Origin of the sequence: Candidatus Nitrotoga sp. AM1P, assembly GCF_013168275.1 — a bacterium.
Classification (GTDB): Bacteria; Pseudomonadota; Gammaproteobacteria; order Burkholderiales; family Gallionellaceae; genus Nitrotoga.
Genome location: NZ_AP019547.1, coordinates 889,863 through 911,456, shown reverse-complemented (window position 1 = coordinate 911,456; position 21,594 = coordinate 889,863). Strand labels below are relative to the sequence as shown.

14 protein-coding genes and 1 pseudogene are annotated in these 21,594 nt (G+C 46.2%); 10 read left to right on the top strand and 5 right to left on the bottom strand.

From position 1 onward, the window contains the following. The first annotated feature begins 465 nt into the window (after positions 1–465). Positions 466–1,140 (top strand): PEP-CTERM/exosortase system-associated acyltransferase, encoded by a 675-nt coding sequence (locus tag W01_RS04010; protein ID WP_173052306.1) that lies wholly within the window; start codon positions 466–468, stop codon positions 1,138–1,140. A 532-nt stretch (positions 1,141–1,672) separates the two neighbouring features. Here W01_RS04010 and W01_RS04005 read toward each other — a convergent pair. From W01_RS04005 to W01_RS03995, 3 genes and pseudogenes are all read right to left on the bottom strand, one after another. Then, positions 1,673–2,699 (bottom strand): annotated as a pseudogene (locus W01_RS04005) (IS5 family transposase). Positions 2,700–2,816: 117 nt separating this feature from the next. Beyond that, positions 2,817–5,600 (bottom strand): XrtA/PEP-CTERM system TPR-repeat protein PrsT, encoded by a 2,784-nt coding sequence (gene prsT, locus W01_RS04000; RefSeq protein WP_173052305.1) that lies wholly within the window; start codon positions 5,598–5,600, stop codon positions 2,817–2,819. A 274-nt stretch (positions 5,601–5,874) separates the two neighbouring features. Continuing rightward, the gene (locus tag W01_RS03995; protein ID WP_173052304.1) at positions 5,875–7,155 is read right to left on the bottom strand and encodes a nucleotide sugar dehydrogenase; all 1,281 of its coding nucleotides are present in this window, start codon (positions 7,153–7,155) and stop codon (positions 5,875–5,877) included. 171 nt (positions 7,156–7,326) lie between these two features. Between W01_RS03995 and W01_RS03990 the strand changes: the two genes are divergently transcribed. The 9 genes from W01_RS03990 to W01_RS03950 all read left to right on the top strand — a co-directional run bounded on the left by W01_RS03990 (position 7,327) and on the right by W01_RS03950 (position 18,587). Then, positions 7,327–8,727: a TIGR03013 family XrtA/PEP-CTERM system glycosyltransferase gene (locus W01_RS03990; protein WP_242007030.1), complete on the top strand. Its 1,401-nt coding sequence runs from the start codon at positions 7,327–7,329 to the stop codon at positions 8,725–8,727. 18 nt (positions 8,728–8,745) lie between these two features. Further along, a complete protein-coding gene (gene prsK / locus W01_RS03985) occupies positions 8,746–10,830 on the top strand; it encodes an XrtA/PEP-CTERM system histidine kinase PrsK (protein WP_173052303.1) in 2,085 nt (694 codons plus the stop codon). Positions 10,831–10,846: 16 nt separating this feature from the next. After that, positions 10,847–12,208 (top strand): PEP-CTERM-box response regulator transcription factor, encoded by a 1,362-nt coding sequence (prsR, locus tag W01_RS03980; protein WP_173052302.1) that lies wholly within the window; start codon positions 10,847–10,849, stop codon positions 12,206–12,208. Between the two features lie 361 nt (positions 12,209–12,569). Beyond that, positions 12,570–14,216, top strand: a complete 1,647-nt coding sequence (locus W01_RS03975; RefSeq protein WP_173052301.1) for a glycosyltransferase family 39 protein — start codon at positions 12,570–12,572, stop codon at positions 14,214–14,216. After that, a complete protein-coding gene (locus W01_RS03970; protein WP_173052300.1) occupies positions 14,213–14,584 on the top strand; it encodes an SMR family transporter in 372 nt (123 codons plus the stop codon). Before W01_RS03975 ends, W01_RS03970 begins: the two co-directional genes overlap by 4 nt. Next, positions 14,581–15,702 (top strand): DegT/DnrJ/EryC1/StrS family aminotransferase, encoded by a 1,122-nt coding sequence (locus W01_RS03965; RefSeq protein ID WP_173052299.1) that lies wholly within the window; start codon positions 14,581–14,583, stop codon positions 15,700–15,702. The genes W01_RS03970 and W01_RS03965 overlap by 4 nt, the downstream gene beginning before the upstream one ends. A gap of 97 nt (positions 15,703–15,799) precedes the next feature. After that, complete coding sequence (locus W01_RS03960; RefSeq protein WP_173052298.1) at positions 15,800–16,738, top strand: glycosyltransferase; 939 nt, start codon at positions 15,800–15,802, stop codon at positions 16,736–16,738. Beyond that, entirely contained in the window at positions 16,735–17,661 is a 927-nt protein-coding gene (locus W01_RS03955; protein ID WP_173052297.1) for a formyltransferase, read from the top strand. The genes W01_RS03960 and W01_RS03955 overlap by 4 nt, the downstream gene beginning before the upstream one ends. Positions 17,662–17,690: 29 nt before the next feature. Next, entirely contained in the window at positions 17,691–18,587 is an 897-nt protein-coding gene (locus tag W01_RS03950) for a polysaccharide deacetylase family protein (protein WP_173052296.1), read from the top strand. 116 nt (positions 18,588–18,703) lie between these two features. Here the strand turns inward: W01_RS03950 and W01_RS03945 are convergent, their stop codons facing one another. Both W01_RS03945 and W01_RS03940 read right to left on the bottom strand, forming a co-directional pair. Further along, complete coding sequence (locus W01_RS03945; RefSeq protein WP_173052295.1) at positions 18,704–19,507, bottom strand: DODA-type extradiol aromatic ring-opening family dioxygenase; 804 nt, start codon at positions 19,505–19,507, stop codon at positions 18,704–18,706. Positions 19,508–19,791: 284 nt separating this feature from the next. Beyond that, positions 19,792–21,435 (bottom strand): sensor domain-containing diguanylate cyclase, encoded by a 1,644-nt coding sequence (locus W01_RS03940; protein WP_173052294.1) that lies wholly within the window; start codon positions 21,433–21,435, stop codon positions 19,792–19,794. Positions 21,436–21,594: the final 159 nt, after the last annotated feature.

Below are 21,594 nucleotides of genomic sequence, written 5' to 3'. Positions count from 1 at the left end.
AAATGAAAGTTCACGGTTTATTATTGCTTGGATACTGACATGTAATTGGCGTGTGTTGTAATTTGTTGTAATTTATAAGAGTTTGTTTATTTTTGTCAAAATCACAATATTGACGTGGACACCCCACTAAATTTATATAACAAGTATTTAGACTTCAGTATTCGTTTTTTAAATCCAAATTCAAAATAGAGATTTCTCTCTATAGTCCTTACCTTACAGCAGGAATTTGATAGTCCTAGTTTTCAGATCCTTTCATGGCATAAAACTTGCTTATGTTTGTAAATTGCATATGGCTTGGACATGTACCGAACAAATATTTCAATGTTGCAGCAAAGTAACTTAATAATTTTCAGATAGAAAATAGCCTATTCTGTCGTTTATAAAATGTTTTTAACAAGGCGCAATCTTTAAATTCAAATCTTGCTTTGCTATTTATTTCAACTTGTCAGTGGAGAAACCGAGAAAATGATAAACAGCTATGAAGTTGTACTGGCTGATACTGAAGAAAGTAAAAATATTCACTACAATTTACGATATCAAATCTTTTGTCTGGAAAAAGGGTTTGAGGAGGCGGGCAGATTTAAGAATGAAATGGAAAAAGATATTTATGACGACAAAGCTATTCACTTTCTCGTTAATAGCAATAACCGCTGGATAGGCACTTTCCGTCTTGTGGTCGATCAATTTGGAAGTTTACCCTTTCAAAAAGTTACGGCTTTTGACTCTCCACAATTCCTTCCACATAATTTCCAAGCTGCCGAATTTTCCAGATTAGGCATCCTTCGTCCTTTTCAGAAGTTAAGAAATGGCCAGCCGCCAAAAGAATCTTCCGAGAACGAGTCCGAGATTATGCTAAAGATGTTGCATGCGGCTCGCGAGTACTGTTGCGCAAACAGCATCGGCTATGTCATTTGTTTGTGCCGCCGCTCTATCGCCCGCGTCCTGAACCAGTTTGGAATTCAAGCCCGATCAATTGGCCCCGCGATAATTCACCATGGGCCCAGAATGCCTTTTGCCTTAAATCTGGCTGATAGCCATGCTTTCGATTCCATTGTAAATTCATGCTTAACCGCTGGAAGAGCTTACTCAGTTTATTCTGAAATATACTCCAATGAAGCGTTGCTAGCACTTGCAGCATAGCAATCAGCTGCCTTTGGTAGGGGTCAGAGGGGCTTTTGACCACCAGATCATAGTGTTGCTATTTTTACAGATTAAGTAATACCAGATCAGGTCATTCCCTGATGATTTACATGACATTAGTCGCCGCAAGCGCCAAAGCTTACCAAGCATAGCTTATCAACCACTCGTTGGATTATCATTTTTGGTAGCCTCCTTGCTAATCTCCTACCTACAGGATAGCTTACGAGCTCACTTACTTCACGCTTTTCCATACACCTCAATGGACAGTTGATTGATAGATTCAACAATGTGTCCGCCTCGATAAGGCTTAATGCAATTTTGAGTTTTATCTCTCCATAAATTATGAACTTTCCTCGATAGGTTACTTAGGGGCACCTCTAAAAACCCATAGCTTCCAAACTTTCCGGTCTGAACTTTATGAACGCGGCCAAAGCCGGTTCAGATTCTTCGATGGATTGCATATTTTTGCGCAGCCCCACTTCGTTTTTACTTGAATCGCCCATTTTTTAAGCAATTTGGCCTGCTGCGAACGTCAGAAGACCTCAATTCCAGCCCGCTTGAGATAAACCAGACGCTTGAGGTTGTAGCTGGCCGCCATCATGGTCATGGCAAAATTCGCCCGTGCCTGACCGATAGTGCGAATCAGCTTGCCGCCCATCTGTTCAATGCCGGCAAAGATGTGCTCGACCCGGGCACGGGTTTTGGCAATGCGCTTGTTCCGCTTTTCCTGCCGTGCCGAAAGGAGATGATGGTTGCGCGCACCCTTGCGCTGGATGCGGTTGCGGTATCCCGCTTCTTTCAACTGCGCTGCCCGCGCAGCACTCGGGTAGCCCTTATCGGCATAGACCTCCCGGCAGGTATTGGCCGGGTCCAGCACGGCGTCAAAGTGCTGGCTGTCATGGGTGCTTGCCGTGTCGGTCTCAATTTTGCGGATCACCTTGTAGCGTCGGTCTACGTTCACTGACAGCTTGTAGCCATGATGGCTCTTGCCATGCTTCCTGGTCCAAGTGGCGTCCAGGTCTTTCTGGCGGCGCTTGGCCGGGTTCCAGTTCACAGGCATGCTGCCTCTTGTCGTCCCTGGTGAAGTGCTGCTTCGGAGCCGGAGCCAGGGTGGCGTCGATGATTTGGCCGCCGCGGGCGATGGTGCCTTGCTTGAGCAGTTGTCGCTCCATGCCATCGAATAACGCCTGGGCGCCCACTTCGCCGATTCGGTTCTCGAAGGTCCAGACGGTGGTGCGATCCGGAATGCTGGCCGAATCAGTCAGTCCGCAGAAACGCTGGTAGCTCATCCGGTCAAGCAGTTGATACTCCATCTGTTCATCCGAGAGGTTGTTGCACCTCTTCAGAAATAGAATGCGCACCATCGTCTCGGTGGGGAACGGCGGACGACCTCCTTGCAGACTCTCCGGCCTGGGCGCTAACCGATCCACTTCTTTTGCCAGCACGACGAAATCGATATGTTCTTCAAACGCCAGGAGCGGATCGCCCAGACGGTCTATCTTCTCCCGCCTCTGGTCGGCGGCAAACAGGTCTTTCTTGATCGCGCTACGGAATTTCATCGGCATTGGGTAGGACTCGAGTTCAGGTAGGTGAATTTTATCAAGGAGCTTCATGAAAAAAGGTTTTTCGAGGTGCCCTTAGATAGGTTACTTATTTTTCATGGGGTCGGTGACTTATTAAAGTTGGTTTAGCAAGGCTCGCGCTTCCTCAATTTTGGAAAAATCTTTGTTGGTATCTAAAAGGTGCTCAAGTTCATTGCGCGCTTTAATCTTATCGCCTGATTTAACCAATCCAAGTACCAGATGATATTGAATTTCCGCAACTTTTGGTGCCAATGAGCTTGCCTTCTGCAGAAGTGGCAGGCCACGTGATATTTTGCCTTGCTCCACTAGTATCCAACCCAGGGTGTCCAGTATCGCGGGATTATCCGGTGTTAATTGATTGGCTTTTTCGGCATACTCCAAGGCACGGGAGTCTTTTTCCTGCTGATAAAGCCAAGCCAGGTTGTTCAGTGCCGGAACGTATTTTGGCTCTTGCCGCAGGATGGTCTCGTATTGCTCAATGGCTTCCTTATTTTTCTTTTCAGCAAGATAGGTACCTGCAAAGTAGATCCGAGTTGCAGTATCGGCAGGGTGATCCTTCAGCCATTGAGTCAGGCGGGAGCCTGCTTCTTTGTTTTTTCCTGCTTGGCTGAGAGATGCATGTAGCTTCACAATCAGTGGTCCACTGTTGCTGATGGTGAAGGCTTGCTCATAGGCCTTCACCGCAAGATCAGATTTTTTTTGCGCCATCAGCAGACTACCTTCTAGCTCAAAGCCTACAGGGGATTTAAAGTTTGTTTTCTGAATTTGCCGGGCAATTGTGAGCGCTTGCTCATAATTTCCTTTTTTGGCCTCCAAAGATGCTAGGGCTAATTGCGCTTCCAGATAATTTGGCTGCAATGATAGCGCCTTTGTGAGAGCCTCCGATGCTGCCGGCTGGTTCTGCATTGCTATGTGAATGGCGGCGATAAGCAATTGGACAGGGGCGGAGTCCGGCGTTATGGCGGCAAGTCTATTGTAGGTAGCTAAAGCTGCTGGTTTATCGTCATTGGCGAATTGGGCCTGCCCCAGAATATTCAGAACTTCTGGGCTGCTGGAGTTGGAGCCTTGAAGTTTTTGGGTAAGGGTGAGTGCCTTTTGTTTTTCACTTATGCGTAAATAATGAGCTGCCAGAAGAATAGCCGGTTGCAACGCGTCTGGGTTTTCGTTGCTGGCGTTCTCTAGCCAGGTGGTGGCTTCTTTGGTTTGCCCTTGGGAGAGCGCAAGATTGGCCAACGCGGTCATGACTTGAGAGTTTTTCTTGTCTTTCTCGAGGATAGCCTCAAGGCGCTTTTTGGCTACTTCTGGCTTTTTGTCCTGCAGGTCAAGTTGTACAAGGCTCATCACAGCAGGGAAATTGGTGGGTTGAATGGAAAGAGCCTTGTCAAAGCTCGCGCGTGCGGCAGCGCTATCTTTTTTGCCCAGGTAGGCAGCACCTTTGAGGTTGTGAGCTAAGGGGTTATCAGGTTGTTCTTTTTCAAAAGCTTTCGCTGTTGCGAGTGCTTTATCGTAGTCTTTAAGGCGAAGGTGAGTCATCACCAGCAAGACGCTTGCCTTGGGTGATTTGGTGTCCAATGCTGCTGCTGTTTCCATTTCGGCTACCGCGCGATCATTCTCGCCTAGCGCGAGCTTGCTCAAGCCCAAAGCGGTATGAAGTTCTGCCGCTTTCGGAGCAAGTGCGCTGGCCTTTGTAAAGTATTCCGTCGCTTTTGTGTAGTCTCCAGCCTGCATATATGATTCTCCAGCGAGGGCAAACAGCTGGGTATCATCTGGTTGCGCAACTTTAAGCGCTGGCGCCAATACATCAATTGCATTTTGTGTGCGGCCGCTTTTCAATAACGTGGATACCATTAATTTACGAGCGTAGAGATTACCTGGATCTTTCTCCAGGTATTTTTTAATATGTTGTTCGGCTTGCGGTAATGATCCAAGCACTAATTGCACGGCTCCTGCCAGCAGAACGCTAGGCATATGCTCTGGTGCCACACTCAGAACCTTCTGCAGAGATTCCAATGCTGCAGCATGCTTCCCTTGGCGGAAATCAAGTAGTGCTTGCGCATAGATTATAGTTAGATTGTTCGGCGATGTTTTGCGTGCCGCGTCAATATCTGCTTTGGCTACATCGAATTTCCCTGTACCAATTTCCAGGAAGGCTTTGTTGATATGCGCTGAGTTATTGTCCGGCTGTAATTTTAAAACTTGGTCATAAGCGGCAAGAGCGGGCTCGATTTTTCCTTGGGCACGCAGAAGATCACCTTTAAAGAGCAATACCTCCGTGTTTTGTGGGTTTTTGGTTACAGCTTGCTCGGAGAAACGTGTTGCGGCATCAATGTTTTTCTCCATAATTGAATGTCTGGCTAGCCCGATGAGTGCGTCCGGGAAATCAGGCTTATCCTTTAAGGCTTGCTCAAACGATTCCTTTGCTTCCTGGCCTTTGCCTAAGGCTAGGTAGGCATTACCGCGCGAGATTGATATTTCAGTAGATTCTTTTTCCCCTGGAATCTGTTTTATTTCGTCCAGAACTATCTGAAATTTCCCTTGCATGAGTAGGGTTTTACCCAAATCAGGAAATATCTTGGCGGGACTCATGCCCAAGCTCAATGCCTTACGGAATTCCTTCTCGGCTGATGGGGAATCTCCTGTTTTATTATAAATGGTGCCCAAAAGATAACGGGCTTCAACATCATCTGGGTTCTTTTGTAATGCATTTTTCAATTGAATGATGGCTGCCTTGTTGTCGCCCTTCTGTTGATACTGCTTGGCTTCAGTAATCAGTGTCTCGGAGGTTTGCGTTTTGCCGCAGGCGGTAACGCCACCTATGAACAGGATCGTTCCAAAAATGATAAAGACGGTGGTTTTTTTCCTGTTTATATTTGGCATAACTTCTTTCCTTTTAATCTCATTTTGGCTTAAACTGATAAAACAACAGCGCGATATAATGTGCTAGCAACGTGTAAAAATTATTCCAATTAATTGATTTTACTGGTATTGTTTAATTGAAGTGAGTAATCAACTTTCAATTTTTCGCAGAATAAGAAATCCGTTCGTCCTGAGTCTCGAAGGATGAGCGGATTTCTAACAAATTATTATTATTGTTCATCTTGCACTTATCGAAGTATTACTACTATGAATCACATAGAGGTAAAATACTTTTTTAAAGTCTCCAGACATTAACGCCGGTTGCACGTAACGCGTCCTGATCAAAATGAGATTTTACATCTATAAAACAGCCATTTGGAACAATTTTTGTTTGGAAGTCGGTGAGGGGTCTGGCAAGAAATTCACGGTGTGAAACTGCAGCAATGAGTGCATCTGCGCGTGGTAGGTTTTCCCAAGTTTTAAGTTCCAAGCCGTATTCGTGGAGAGCGTCTGTGACGGTTGCTACAGGATCATGGATATGTACCTCTACACCGTAGGAACGGAGTTCGTGAATGATGTCCACGACTTTTGAATTCCTCAGGTCAGGACAATTTTCCTTGAATGTCAATCCGAGTATGTTTACTTTTGAGCCTTTTACATTGAGACCGGCCCGGATCATTTCTTTCACGGTTTTTTCCGCAATAAATTTGGCCATTCCATCATTTATGCGGCGTCCGGCCAGTATCACTTGGGGATGATAACCAATCATATCTGCTTTGTGGGTAAGATAGTAAGGGTCTACGCCAATGCAGTGTCCACCGACCAGCCCAGGACGGAATGGAAGAAAATTCCATTTAGTGCCGGCGGCTTGTAATACCTGCAGTGTGTCAATTTCAAGCTTATCAAAAATGATGGCCAATTCGTTGATTAATGCAATATTCAGATCACGTTGGGTATTTTCGATCACTTTTGCTGCTTCTGCGACCTTGATGCTGGATGCCCTGTGTACACCAGCACTGATGATAGTTTCGTAAAGCTTTGCTACTTTTTCCAAAGTGTTTATATCATCTCCGGATACAATTTTTACAATGGAAGTGAGAGTGCGCTCTTTATCGCCGGGATTGATTCTTTCTGGAGAATACCCAATATGGAAATCTTTTTTCCATACTAAACCAGAGTTTTTTTCCAGAACTGGAATACATATTTCCTCAGTGGCTCCAGGATAAACTGTGGATTCATAGATAATGATTGCGCCGCACTTCATATTCTTTCCAACTGTTTCGCTGGCGCCAACAAGAGGGGAAAAATCGGGTTGATGGGCACTATCTACGGGCGTTGGAACTGCGATTACAATATAGTCGGCAAGGGATAGCTCGGTTGGGTCGGAACTGACGGTAAGATGTGTCGCTGCCTGCAGGTTTTCGGTTGACAACTCTCCGGTTGGATCAATATGTCGTTTGTAACTCTCGATTTTGGTAGCGGAGAGATCGAACCCGATAGTTCGCTGTTTTTTTCCAAACTCTACAGCCAGAGGTAAACCCACATAGCCAAGCCCAACTACGGCAACAATGTCCATATTAAACTCACTTTGCTATTATCATAACTTTTTAAATCTAGCAGATATGCTGGAAAGCTTCAATCTTATTCTCATAATTATCGGTTTATTAACATCCCTAATGTTCTTGTTATAAAAGTCGATATGATGTGAGCATGACTTAAAATATCAGCAAACTTTTGGAGTAAATTAATGTTGTTTAGAATTTCCAATCACTATGTCTCCAAAATAGTGTCCGTTCTGCTTTTTGTTGAAACTCTTGTTTTCATGGCCTCAGTCTATCTTGGGGCGACTATTCGGTTCTTTGATAGCGATTTTCCATATTTCGTCAAGATGGAGAATTTTTTCCTGACGGCATGTGCATTTGCATTAGTGATGGTTTTCAGTATGAGTGCTTTTGGTATGTATAAGCACAATTATAGAGAGGATATGAGAAATACCTTTCTCCGGCTTATGCCTTCTTTTGCCTTAGGGTTTGGCATCATAACTTTGGCATTTTATATAGTGCCAGATATTTATATTGGTCGCGGTATTTTAGGTATCGTAATCGTTATCGCTGTTGTTTTGATTTTATTGGTGAGGACTGTTTTTTATCAATTGTTCAAATTAAAGTATTTGGAGTCACGAATTATTTTTATAGGATGCGGTACGCTGGCAAAGGAATGCAGTGATTTGGCCATGCATAATATTAGCTACCATAAATATAATATCGTTGGCTTTGTTCAGTTGCCAGGCGAAGCAAGCTGTATGCTACCGTCTACTATTTTACCGGCTGGGAATTCATTAATAAGTTTGACAAATAAATATAACGCGAATGAGGTTATTGTCGCGGTAAATAATCGGCGCGGTGAAAGTTTCCCCATTCAGGAGTTATTGGTATGTAAATTAAATGGAATTAAAGTGACGGATGCAGCGTCTTTTTTTGAGCGTGAAGCATGCCAGATCAGGGTGGATTCTCTTCAACCAAGTTGGTTGGTTTTCGGTGGTGGGTTTGATCAGAGTTTCCTGCGATCTTTTATTAAAAGAATTTTCGATTTATTCGCCAGCGCTATTATTTTGATTGTTTCGTTCCCGGTAATATTGATTACGGCGCTATGCATCTATTTTGAAGATCGAACCCCTATCTTATATCAGCAAGAACGAGTCGGTATGGATGGCCATACTTTTATGGTGTTGAAATTTCGTAGTATGCGAAATGATGCTGAGAAAGGGATGAAGCCTCAATGGGCGGCTGCAAATGACACACGTACGACGAAAGTAGGACGGATCATTCGCAAACTGAGAATCGACGAGCTCCCGCAAATTCTAAACGTTTTTAAAGGAGAAATGAGTTTCGTTGGGCCACGCCCGGAAAGACCTTTTTTTGTAAAGCAGCTTTGCGAAGAAGTCCCTTATTATAATGTGAGGCATAGTATTAAACCGGGAATAACCGGCTTAGCTCAAGTACGTTACCAATATGGAGCCTCAGTTGAGGACTCTATCCAGAAACTCCAATATGATTTGTACTATGTGAAAAACAATAGCTTATTCCTGGATGTACTCATACTGATCGATACTTTCCAGGTCGTTATATTGGGTAAGGGTAGTAGATAACCCAATGGAACAACCTTAATGTTGACAAGCATCGCTGCATATAGCTATGGCATAGCCGCTATAGCTTTTTTTATGCTAACCCTTCTATTGTTGACCAGTTGGCGTGCACGTATTTTCGGGACAGCGCTAACCGTTGCTAGTGTGCTGACCACGTTTTGGGCAGCATCGATTGCTTACCAGGCAGTCAGAGGAATTTCCTTGCCGCTACTAACGGATATTCTGGAAACTCTACGAAATGCAGGGTGGTCTATCTTTCTGTTAATGTTACTGGGGCCTTTCCAACAAACAAATTCCTTGCCTCCTTTTAAGTTTAAATTAAAACCCTATGTGGTTGGTATCGTAGCGTTTTATTGTTTACTCTTACTTGTGAACATTTATACCTACTGGAAACTTGAACCTCCTCAAGGAGAGACAGGTTTTATGACGGACATCGTTGGCCGTGTGGTAATTGCGGTTATGGGCATGCTCTTGGTAGAACAGCTTTATCGAAATACTCCCGCTAAAGGACGGTGGGGAATAAAGTTTGCCTGTTTTGGAATCGGAGGTATGTTTGCCTATGATTTTTATTTATATAGCGATGCTATGTTGTTCAGGCAAGTTAATATGGAAATTTGGACTGCCAGAGGAGCAGTCAATGCCCTGATTGTTCCTCTAGTTGCCGTGTCGGCAGCACGTAACCCTCGGTGGTCATTGGGTATCTCAGTATCGCGTCGTATTTTATTTCATTCTGCAACACTGCTAGGCACTGCTCTGTATTTATTGGCTATGTCAGCCGCGGGCTATTACCTGCGTTTTTTCGGGGGGAGCTGGGGAGCTGTCATGCAAGTGACTTTTTCGTTCGGCGCTGTGGCTTTGCTCGTTGGTATACTATTCTCGGGAGTTTTTCGCTCATGGCTTAAGGTGTTCATCAGTAAGCATTTTTATAATTATAATTACGATTATCGTGAGGAATGGTTAGGCTTTACACGTACGCTTTCCGAGCACGGCCATGGGCTGGGCGAACGTACCATCCAAGCGATAGCCGCACTCGTGGAAAGTCCAGGGGGTGCATTGTTCATTAGCCGAGAATCAGGCAATTGCGAGCCTGTGGCTCATTGGAATATAAGTTTGCCCAATGAATCCGAATCTGCAAGCGGTTCTCTTTGTCAGTTTCTGGAAAACAAGCAGTGGGTGATAGATCTGCAGGAATATGACGCAAATCCTGATAAATACGGTGCAATCTTTATTCCTCAATGGTTACGAGTTTTTCCTAAAGGTTGGCTGATAGTTCCCCTAATTCTGCTGGGGAAGTTGTTTGGTTTTATGATATTAACGCAGCCCAGAAGTAGAATTAAGTTAAATTGGGAAGTGATTGATCTGCTCAAAATTGCGGGTAGCCAAGCTGCGAGTTATCTTGCCCAACAGGAATCGACTAACGCTCTAATAATTGCACGTCAATTTGAATCGTTCAATCGCATGTCTACTTTTATAGTGCATGATCTGAAAAATTTGGTTTCCCAGTTATCACTATTACTTTCCAATGCCGAAAAGCATAAGAATAATCCTGAATTTCAGAAAGATATGCTTGATACGCTAGATTATTCTGTTCAGAAAATGAAGCTGCTTCTACATAAACTGAGCAGAGGTTCTTCCATTGAGCATTCTGCACCACTTTTCATTGACAAATTATTACGGCAGGCATTGGCGTTAAAATCTGTCTTTGAGCCTAAACCTGAGCTTGAGATACTAGACCATGACCTGATGGTGGCAGCTAATTGGGATCGTCTTGAGAGAGTGATTGGCCATATTATTCAGAATGCTGTTGAAGCCACACCCAAGGATGGCAAAGTAACAATCCGTATTTCGAAGCAGGAAGCTTTTGTAGTCATTGAAATCAAAGATACTGGTCAAGGCATGAGCGAGGAATTCATTCGTGAGCGGCTATTCAAGCCCTTTGAGTCTACAAAATCGGCAGGGATGGGAATTGGTATGTTTGAGAGTCGTGAATATATCCACGAACTGGGTGGTCAAATTGAAGTCTCCAGTCGTCAAGCTATCGGTACAACTTTCCGAGTGATTTTGCCATTTCATCGGCATGTTGATTATGTCAAGGACGCCGCGTAACGGCAGGAAGAATGTCATGAATCAAGATAAAAAAAAGCTACTGGTTATTGAAGATGATCTTGGCCTGCAAAAACAATTGCGCTGGAATTTTGATGCTTATGAAGTACTGTTGGCGGGAGACCGTGAAAGCGCGCTGGCGCAAGTTAGACGGCATGAACCTGCAGTTATCACCATGGACCTTGGACTGCCTCCCGATCCCGATGGTGCGTCGGAAGGATTGGCAACATTGCAACAAATTCTTGCGCTTGCCCCTGACACTAAATTGATTGTGCTTTCAGGGAATCAGGATCATGCCAATGCCGTGAAAGCGATTGGTATGGGTGCTTATGATTTTCATCAAAAACCGTTTGATCCAGAGATACTTGGGTTAGTGATTGAACGTGCTTTTTACCTCTACGCTCTGCAACAGGAGAATCGCCGAATTTTGCAGATTCAGGCAGACTCTCCCTTGTCCAGTATTATCAGCCGTGATCCCGGCATGTTAAGGGTGTGCCGTAGCATCGAGAAAGTAGCACCATCTTCCGCCTCGGTAATGTTGCTGGGTGATAGCGGAACGGGCAAAGAACTGTTGGCGAGAGCGCTGCACCAGATGAGCCCACGGCAGGAGAAGCGCTTCATGGCAATCAACTGCGCTGCAATCCCGGAAAACCTTCTGGAGAGCGAGTTGTTTGGGTACGAGAAAGGAGCGTTTACTGGAGCCGCCAAACAGACGTTAGGCAAAATTGAACTGGCCGATGGAGGCACTTTTTTCCTTGATGAAGTAGGGGATATGCCCATGCTTCTACAAGCGAAACTTCTCCGATTCTTACAAGAAAGAGTAATCGAAAGAATAGGAGGGCGTCAGGAAATTCCTGTTGATGTTCGGATCATCTGCGCAACCCATCGTAATCTTAAGGAATTGAGTGTTGCGGGGCGCTTCCGTGAAGATCTTTATTACCGTTTAAGTGAAATTGCAGTCATCATTCCCCCACTTCGGGAGCGTGTGGGCGATGCCGCATTATTGGCGCATCACTTTAAAAACAAATTCAGTGTCAAGGAGGGGCGTTCTTCACTAAACTTCAGTCAGGAAGCTCTGGCCATGATAGAAGGATATCCTTGGCCAGGTAATGTGCGTGAAATGGAAAACTGTATTAAGCGTGCCGTTATCATGGCTGAAGGTTCTCAAATAAGCACTGAGGATATTGGTCTGTTAACTTCACCTAAAATGATAGAGTCTATTAATTTGCGCCAAGTACGTGATGACGCTGAGTACAATGCTGTGGTCAAAGCGTTGGCGAGAGTAGATGGTAATATTGCCAAAGCGGCCGAATTGCTTGGTATCAGTCGTCCAACACTTTACGATTTAATTAGTCGTCATGGTATTGTAAGCAAAACTTAAGAAAAGTTGCGGATATAACTCAACATTTAATTATGGGTACATGTATCAATTAGGTAAGATTTATTTTGTATCAGAAGCCAGTTAGCCCGCTCCATCTCCCCGCTATATGGAACATAAAATTGACACCCAGGTATAGTTCATAAGAGATTAGACCTCCGATTCATTAGTTTTACTTGCGAATAAAAAATCAATCAACTGATATTAAGACATGGGCGTTTTCCCATAAATCTGGTGAATGGAGTTTGATATTGACCAGCGACATACTTGGAGCGGTAATGAAAATTGATCAATTGTTAAAAGTCGTCGGCATTTTTTCTTCGACCAATATCTCACTACTATTGCTCCGAAAGCGGGTGTATTAATGGCAAAGATGGAGATCAAACGCTGGTGGTGGCTATTGCTAATGGTCATCGTGATTTGGTTTGGTACTTTGGAATATCGTAAGTTGATAAAGCCAGACGAAGGACGTTACGCCGAAATTCCGCGCGAGATGGTAGTGAGCGGTGACTGGGTAACGCCGCGCTTGAACAACCTGAAATATTTCGAGAAACCTCCGCTACAATATTGGGCGACTGCGACTGCATATACCTTGTTTGGTGAGCATCATTGGACGTCACGTTTGTGGCCTGCATTGACCGGTTTTGCTGGTTTGTTATTGGTGTGGTTTGCCGGTGTACGTTTATTCGGGCGCGAAGCAGGACAGTATGCAGCCCTGATTCTTGGCAGCAGTTTATTGTATGCGGTGATCGGGCATATCAATACGCTTGATATGGGTGTCACGTTTTTCCTAACCCTTGGTATTGTCGGCCTGTTACTTGGTCAGCAGGCCGAAGCAGATACGCGTACCCGGCGTAATTGGCTCTATTGCGCATGGATGGCATTGGGGTTGGCAGTATTGAGTAAGGGGCTGATAGGGCTAGTGCTACCGGCTGCCGCGTTGGTGATTTATTCTGTGTTGCAGCGCGATCTGACACCATGGAAACGTCTTAATCTGGTGACCGGGCTATTACTGTTTTTGCTTGTCACTGCGCCATGGTTCATTCTGGTGATGAAAGCAAATCCAGAATTCTTCGAGCGTTTTTTCATCTACGAGCACTACACGCGATTTTCTACTAAGGATTTGGGGCGTTATCAACCTTGGTACTATTTTATTCCCATCCTGCTGGCAGGTATGTTGCCATGGACTATTTTAATGTTTGATACCTTGCTACGTACTTGGAAAAATACCACGTATATCGGCACGGCATTTAACTCGGAACGCTTTCTAATGATATGGGTGGTATTCATTTATGTCTTTTTTTCGGTATCCGGATCAAAACTACCGTCCTATTTGCTGCCGATGTTTCCGGCTCTGGCATTGTTAATGGGTAAACGGCTGGCCGAGATACGGGAACGAGTATTGTTGTGGCAACTCGCTCCAGTCTTGCTGGTGCCGGTGGTGACGTTGGGGTTCGCACCGTTTACAGCGCAGCTGGCAGAAACTCCGCTAAAAATAGAAATGTATAGCAATTATGCAATTTGGGCCGTGGTGGCAGCACTGGTTTATTTGTTTGGGTTGATTTCCGGCATGGTGTTGTTGGCACGCAGAAAAAAATCTCTGGCGGTACTGGTGGTGGCATTAAGCACTTTGATTGGGGCACAAATTGTTTTATCCGGGCATAATACTGTGGCCATATGGCGTTCTGCATACCACATTGCCGAGTCAATCCGTCCCTATGTCAAGCCCGATATCCCATTGTATTCGGTAGGCACCTACGAGCAGACACTGCCGTTTTATCTGAAGCGCACCTTCACCTTAGTTGACTATCAGAATGAAATGGCATTCGGTATTATGCAGGAGCCGCAGCGTTGGATACCAGACACCGCCAGCTTCGCGAAAATATGGGATAAGCAACCAGCAGCGTTGGCGATTATGCCGGTTCAGTTATACCCGCAATTTAAACAGCAAGGCTTGGCAATGAAGATTATTTTCGAGGATACACAATATATTGTCGTGATCAAACCATGAACTTGATCAGCTTTGGTTTAATTTTTGCTGGCGTGATGCTCAATGTTGCTGCGCAGCTCTTGATCAAGGCCGGTACCAACAGCATTGGCTATTTCGAATTTAGTCGCAGTAATGTCTTGCCAATCGGTGTGCGTTTTGCCACAGAGCCTCACATCATCGGGGCAATAGCCTGTTATGGGTTTAGTGTGGTGCTTTGGATATTGGCGCTATCACGCGTGCAGGTCAGCATTGCTTATCCGCTGCTATCCATGGGGTACGTAGTAAATTTGGTGGCAGCGTGGTGGTTTTTTAACGAATCAATCAATCCGGCTAAAGTGGCCGGCATTAGCGTTATTATTTTGGGTGTCATCATTATTTCTCGAGCATGAACAAATTTCTTCCATTTTCTCGCCCATCAATTGATGAGGCTACTATTGCTGCTGTAGCGGAAACCCTGCGTTCCGGCTGGATTACCAGTGGCCCCAAGGTGCAGGAATTCGAGAGGCAACTCTCTGAGTATTTCGATGGGCGTCCGGTGCGCACCTTTAACTCCGGCACCTGCACCATGGAAATCGCCCTGCGTATTGCAGGTATAGGATATGGTGATGAAGTCATCACCACGCCCATTTCCTGGGTGGCTACCGCCAATGTCATACTCGAAGTCGGCGCAACCCCGGTGTTCGCTGACGTTGACCCGGTCACACGTAACATTGATCTGGACAAGGTTGAGGCGGCGATCACGCCACGCACCAAGGCAATTATCCCGGTCTATCTGGCGGGCAAGCCGGTGGATATGGATCGTCTCTATAAGATAGCTGCCAGATACAAATTGCGTGTGGTCGAAGATGCCGCGCAAGCCATCGGTGCGACATGGCAAGGCAAGCCCATCGGCTCGTTCGGCGATTTCGTTTCGTTCAGTTTCCAGGCCAACAAGAATATCACCACTTCGGAAGGCGGCTGTCTGGTGCTGAACAACGCAGAGGAAGCCGCGCTCGCCGAAAAGTATCGGCTGCAAGGCGTCACACGGAGCGGCTATGACGGCATCGAAGTGGACGTATTGGGTGGAAAATTCAACATGACCGACATCGCTGCCGCCATCGGCTTGGGACAGTTCGCGCAATTAAATGTTATCACCGCGCAACGACGTAAATTGGCGCGGCATTATTTCGCGACACTCGGTAAAAATTTCGAAGCGCAAACTGGCGCGCAATTACCTCCGGCTGATTTTGAAGACACCAACTGGCATTTGTTTCAGGTAGTGCTACCGGAGCGCATCCCCCGTGCTGATTTTATGGCGCGCATGAAAGACAAGAATATCGGTATTGGTTATCACTATGCGCCTATTCACCTATTCAAGCTGTATCGAGCACTGGGTTTTAAGGAGGGTATGTTCCCAATCGCAGAGCGTGTTGGGCGTCAGATCGTTTCCTTGCCAATGTTTGCGGCGATGAGTGAAAGCGATGTCGAGCGCACGTGCGTTGCGATGGGTGACGTATTGAAAAATTAGTATGCGCATAGCGCACGTTATGCTGACCATACTTTATTTTGCTTATATCTATTCCTAAATTTCGCTAACCTCACCCTCTGCGGTAAAATGCTGCGCCATGAGCACACCCCAACTTTCTGTCGTCATTCCTGTTTATAACGAAGAAGAAGGTCTGCAGACTTTGTTTGATCGTTTATATCCGACATTGGATAATCTCGGTGTCAACTACGAAATCGTGTTTATCAATGATGGTAGCCGTGATCGTTCGGCAGCTATTTTGCGCGAGCAATTCCAGCGCCGTCCCGATGTAACGCGGGTGATTCTGTTTAATGGTAATTTCGGTCAGCATATGGCGATCACTGCGGGCTTTGAGCATGCGCGCGGCGCGCGCGTGGTGACGCTGGATGCCGATCTGCAAAATCCGCCGGAAGAGATAGCCAAGCTGCTCGCCAAGATGGATGAAGGATACGATTACATCGGTTCAATCCGTAAGCAGCGTAACGATAGTTGGTGGCGGCATATGGGCTCACGTACCATGAACCGGCTGCGCGAACGTATTACGAATATTAAAATGACTGATCAGGGCTGCATGTTGCGCGCGTACGACCGTCCCCTGATTGATGCGATCAATAGTTGTAAAGAGGTTAATACTTTTGTTCCGGCTCTGGCCTATACTTTTGCGCGTAATCCCGCCGAGGTGATGGTAGAACATGAGGAACGTGCGCTGGGTGAATCAAAATATTCGTTGTACAGTCTGATTCGTCTTAATTTTGACCTGATGACCGGATTTTCTGTTGTGCCCCTGCAATGGTTCTCCATGGCAGGGATTATAATTTCACTGATGTCTGCATTCTTCGTGGTCTTTCTGCTGGTGCGTCGCTTGTTTGTCGGCCCCGAAGCGGAAGGGCTGTTTACCCTGTTCGCCATCGCTTTTTTCCTGATTGGTCTCACCCTGTTCGGCATCGGTCTGCTGGGGGAATACATCGGCCGTATTTATCTGCAAGTGCGTCATCGTCCGCGCTATCTGATTCAAGCTGTATTGGACAAAACTGAATGACGCGCGTGGTAGTTTTTGCTTACCATAACGTGGGGGTTCGTTGCCTGTCTGTATTGCTGACGCATGGCATAGAGGTGGCGCTAGTGGTTACTCATCGGGACAATCCGAAAGAAAATATCTGGTTTGCTAGCGTGGCCGAGTTGGCTGCGCTTCATGGCATTCCCGTCATCACACCGGACAATCCGAATACGGTGGAAGTGCTTGAGCAGATTCGAGCGCTGCAACCAGACTTTCTTTTTTCATTCTATTATCGCGAAATGTTTAAGCGCGAATTGCTGGATATTCCTAAACAGGGCGCGCTCAACATGCATGGGTCGCTGCTACCGAAATATCGAGGCCGGGTGCCGGTAAATTGGGCCATTATTAAAGGCGAAACCGAAACTGGCGCGACATTGCATTACATGACTGAAAAACCGGATAACGGCGCCGTGTTAGCGCAGCAGGCCGTACCCATTTTGCCTGATGACACCGCATTCGACGTATTTCAAAAAGTCACTGTGGCGGCTGAAATCGCGTTGCATGCATGCTTGCCTGCCCTAATTGCAGGTACCGCAAAACCAGTAACGCAGGATTTAAGTCAAGGTACATATTTCGGTGGGCGCAAACCGGAGGATGGCATTATTGACTGGTCACAAGACGCGCGCAGTATTCACAACCTGGTGCGTGCTGTGGCACCGCCCTATCCGGGTGCGATCACCCAACTGTTGGGCAAATCCATGCGCATCCTGCAAACGTTGGTCACAACTTGCGCTACAACGGGTGAGGCACCAGCTTTCTACATCCAAGAAGACAAGGCATACGCTATTTGCGGGCAAGGCGAACTGCGCGTAGTACGTTTTGAGCTGGATGGCGTAGAGATGAGCACCACAGAATTTGTTACGCAGTACGGGACAGAAAAATTTGAATTTAATGTGTGTCTATAATTATTAAAGAATTCGGGAATACAATTTTCATGCCCCAGTTAGCGCTTAAAATTGACGTAGATACCTATCGCGGCACGTGCGAGGGGGTTCCGCGTTTGGTAGAAACGTTGAAGCGACACGATGTGCAAGCCACATTTTTCTTTACTCTCGGCCCTGACCACACAGGGCGCGCTATCCGGCGTGTATTCCGTCCCGGGTTTTTAGGCAAGGTATCGCGCACCTCAGTACTGGAGCACTATGGCCTCAAGACGCTACTGTATGGCACTTTATTGCCCGGGCCGGATATTGGACGCAACTGTGCGCAGATATTACGCTCGGTACGCGATGCAGGCTTCGAAGTTGGTATTCATTGTTATGATCATATCCGCTGGCAGGATTATGTCGCGGGTAAAGATGCCGAGTGGACAAGGCGCGAAATGCAGCGTGCCGTGGATAGATTTATCGAAATTTTTGGCATCGCGCCTAAGGCACATGCTGCTGCCGGTTGGCAGATGAATCGGCATGCCCTACGCCTGATGCAACTACTAGGGTTTGATTACAGTTCCGATACACGTGGTACACATCCCTTTATTCCCACTTGGAATGCAGAGATTGTTGACTGTCCACAATTGCCTACCACCTTGCCTACGTTGGATGAAATCATCAATCGAGAGGGAATCACGGTGGAAAATGTGGCGCAGCACTTATTGGGGCTGACTGCAAATCCTCCTGCTATGGGTCATGTATTTACACTGCATGCCGAATTGGAAGGCGGCAAGTGGATGCCAGTATTCGAACAGCTCATCATAGGTTGGAAAGATCAGAACTACAAGCTTGTTTCATTGCGTCAGTATTTGGAAAATCTTAAAGGTACTTTGCCACGAAATGAGTTGGTAATAGGGACAGTGGATGGACGTAGCGGGACACTGGCTATGCAGGGGAAATAGGCGCGGTGGACTCTAAATTTTCAATTTAGCTGTGGGGAATTTGAGTGGTTGCTTATAAGTGGGACTAGATGTGATTGCGTGCAAACGCGTTATGGTCTGGCCTTCTCGTAATCACATCAGTCACCAAACCGATATGAAGCCATAGCGACATTAAATACTTTATCTACAAAAATACGGCTTCCGACATCATCGCCCGCTGCGCCTGCTACTACCATTAACGGAATGAGATGGTCTTCCCGTGGATGAGCCAGTCGAGCTACCGGTGCTGTTTCCCAATTAATTAATTTCTCAGCGCGGTTAACTGGGTTTGGGTCGGAAATTGCTTCATTTAGATATTGCTCGAATTGTTCGGACACAGGTGTCGCATCGGTTTGTCCGAATCCTCGCATATTGTGGTAAGTAAGCCCACTTCCGATTATTAGAATGCCTTCATTTCGTAGGAGCTTTAAAGCTTCACCAGCCCGAATATGCTCTAAGGGATCGTAATTTGATTTCAATGAAAGCATTACTACTGGAATATTTGCCTCTGGATACATGAGGAATAAGGGAACAAAGGTTCCATGATCGAATCCTCGATGTGGATCTTCCTTGCTGCTGATTCCCGCTTGACCGAGCAACTCGCGAATGTGGTTTGCTAGCGCAGGTAATCCTGGTGCCGGGTACTTGATCCGGTAGGTATATTCGGGAAAGCCAGAGTAGTCATACTCCATGGGGGGATTGGCTGCGGTTGATACTGTAAATTCGCTTTCCTCCCAATGACCCGTGATAACCAAAATCGCTTTCGGTTTGCAGGGGAGGCTTGCCGGAAGCTGACTCAATTCCTGAGCAGTTTTTGCAAACTGTTTTTTCATGTCGTCAATATATGGCCAAGGGCCACCGCCATGCGAGATGAAAAAAGTTGGAAGTTTGGTGTTGTCCATATGTTTATTAACTAGTTGATAGCGCGTTTTAAATATAATTTTGTTTTATAGTAAAGTGGCTATCTAGATAGGATGTTAGCGTAGGTTAATACTATTTATTATAGCGAGCAACGTTTATGCTGTGGCGTATCCATCGGCGTTTTAGCACTCGAGGTCGTTGTTAATGCATTTACAACAAAGCTACCACGCTCTTTATCTGGAGCGTGATAGCTTCGACATCTTTCAAAAGAAACAGTCATCAGAGCCAATAATCACTTAAGTTGTAAACAGAATGCCACGTTACACTAAGCTGCATAGTGCGCCCGGTTGCGACCAGCGCGTTTCGCTTCATAGAGAGCACTGTCGGCGCGGGAAAACACTGCTGTCGGTGTAACGTCGTCGGACTGGGTGCACTGCACGACACCGATACTCACTGTCACGGAGACTATCTGGCCGTTGGCACTGTAGCGCATATCATTAACCTGAGAACGGATGCGCTCTGCCGTTTTGAGCGCCATATCTGCCGTTGTTTCAACCATGATAATAATGAATTCATCGCCACCATAGCGCGCAGCGTAATCTACGCTACGAATCGACCGGCTAAGTATATTGGCCACAGCTGTAATTACTTCATCACCCGCAATATGACCGTGGCTGTCATTGAGCGTCTTAAAGTAATCAATATCCATCATGAGCACCGCAAAGGGCCGCAGGTTACGCTTGAATCGGGCCATTTCATCTATCAGGATTGCATCGAGTTTACTGCGATTATAGAGACCGGTCAGACCATCGGTAATTGAGAGTGTTTCAAGTAGCTGATTTTGTTTCTGCATAGCTTGATTGGTGGCCACTATTTCAGCATGACTATGGCGTAGCTTGTCCGCCATCTGGTTAAAGATGCGGGTGAGGTGGCCGAATTCATCATTTCGTGTCACAGGCAGCCGCACATCAAGATCTCCGCTAGCGATGCTATTGGCTGCATTGATTAAATGCTGTAGCGGTGTGACGATTGAACGCCCCATCCGAAAAGCCACCGCTGTCACTACTAAAACTATTATGCACACCAATGCCAGGTACAGATTACGCAAATTCACCCAAGCGGCGTAGACATCAGCACGATCTTGTTCTGCCACTATTGTGACCGGTAGCGCAGCAGGTATATCTGCTAGCCCGATGACTTCACGATGCATTAGCCCTTGAAAGATCATGGATTCGCCCGGTTTCGATAGCATTTGCCGCAGTACCGCCGCATCCAGTGACATTAGCTTGGTTGTATTAGTAGCACGGCTATTAAGCAGTTCCCGGCCGTTTTGGTCGAGCAATAACACCTCGCCCGGCGGTGACTTCGTCGAGCTTTTTAGATAGGGTTGCGCGGTACGAAGATCAAGCACCGCCACTAATGCTCCCATCAGTGCATTGCCGTACGACAACACAGGAACCGCAACGCTAAGCGTCGCGGTGGCGCGCTGTTTTTCCCAATGGGGTGGTACGAGCACAACGCCTTCGGTGAGCGCACTCTCTGGCCAACTTTGTGGCAAAGTTACAGCGGAGGGTACCGCAGCGCTGCTGGCCAAAATCTGTCCGGTAGCGTTCACCACGGTTAACTCTAATATTGTGTCGAGTTTGGATTGCACTGAACGTAGATAATGCGTTAAGGCCTGCGGAGTATTATGGGACTTGCCTGCAAGCGGGTGAGCGGTCACAGACAGTCCGTCGATAATAGCATTGGATGTGGATAATGCGCGAACTGTGCGGATGTGTTTGTTAATCCACAGTTCCAATTCACGACTGGCCTGACTTGCCAGGGCGCGGAGTTGACGGGTTACATTTTCGTTGATCTGCGCTTCGTTCTGACGGAATGACAGCAGCCCCAAGCCCAGCGCCGGGGTAAGCGTGGCTATGATGGCAAAAACAAAAATTTTGCTTTTAATGCTTTTCAACAATACCATCTGTCTGAATTTCCTCGCTACAATAAAAACTGTCGAATGGGGTGTGCCCGATCATTAGGACAATTATCTGAGAAGTGGCGTTGAACTTGGTTTTAAAGCAAAACCAAAAATCGTAAATAATTAAATAAAATGGATCAGAAACTATTTTGTAATACAGAT

Excerpts from the sequence above, each read along its gene's own strand:
- W01_RS04010 (WP_173052306.1), top strand. The coding sequence starts at position 466 with ATGATAAACAGCTATGAAGTTGTACTGGCTGATACTGAAGAAAGTAAA.
- prsT (WP_173052305.1), bottom strand. The coding sequence starts at position 5,600 with ATGCCAAATATAAACAGGAAAAAAACCACCGTCTTTATCATTTTTGGA.
- W01_RS03995 (WP_173052304.1), bottom strand. The coding sequence starts at position 7,155 with ATGGACATTGTTGCCGTAGTTGGGCTTGGCTATGTGGGTTTACCTCTG.
- W01_RS03990 (WP_242007030.1), top strand. The coding sequence starts at position 7,327 with ATGTTGTTTAGAATTTCCAATCACTATGTCTCCAAAATAGTGTCCGTT.
- prsK (WP_173052303.1), top strand. The coding sequence starts at position 8,746 with ATGTTGACAAGCATCGCTGCATATAGCTATGGCATAGCCGCTATAGCT.
- prsR (WP_173052302.1), top strand. The coding sequence starts at position 10,847 with ATGAATCAAGATAAAAAAAAGCTACTGGTTATTGAAGATGATCTTGGC.
- W01_RS03975 (WP_173052301.1), top strand. The coding sequence starts at position 12,570 with ATGGCAAAGATGGAGATCAAACGCTGGTGGTGGCTATTGCTAATGGTC.
- W01_RS03970 (WP_173052300.1), top strand. The coding sequence starts at position 14,213 with ATGAACTTGATCAGCTTTGGTTTAATTTTTGCTGGCGTGATGCTCAAT.
- W01_RS03965 (WP_173052299.1), top strand. The coding sequence starts at position 14,581 with ATGAACAAATTTCTTCCATTTTCTCGCCCATCAATTGATGAGGCTACT.
- W01_RS03960 (WP_173052298.1), top strand. The coding sequence starts at position 15,800 with ATGAGCACACCCCAACTTTCTGTCGTCATTCCTGTTTATAACGAAGAA.
- W01_RS03955 (WP_173052297.1), top strand. The coding sequence starts at position 16,735 with ATGACGCGCGTGGTAGTTTTTGCTTACCATAACGTGGGGGTTCGTTGC.
- W01_RS03950 (WP_173052296.1), top strand. The coding sequence starts at position 17,691 with ATGCCCCAGTTAGCGCTTAAAATTGACGTAGATACCTATCGCGGCACG.
- W01_RS03945 (WP_173052295.1), bottom strand. The coding sequence starts at position 19,507 with ATGGACAACACCAAACTTCCAACTTTTTTCATCTCGCATGGCGGTGGC.
- W01_RS03940 (WP_173052294.1), bottom strand. The coding sequence starts at position 21,435 with ATGGTATTGTTGAAAAGCATTAAAAGCAAAATTTTTGTTTTTGCCATC.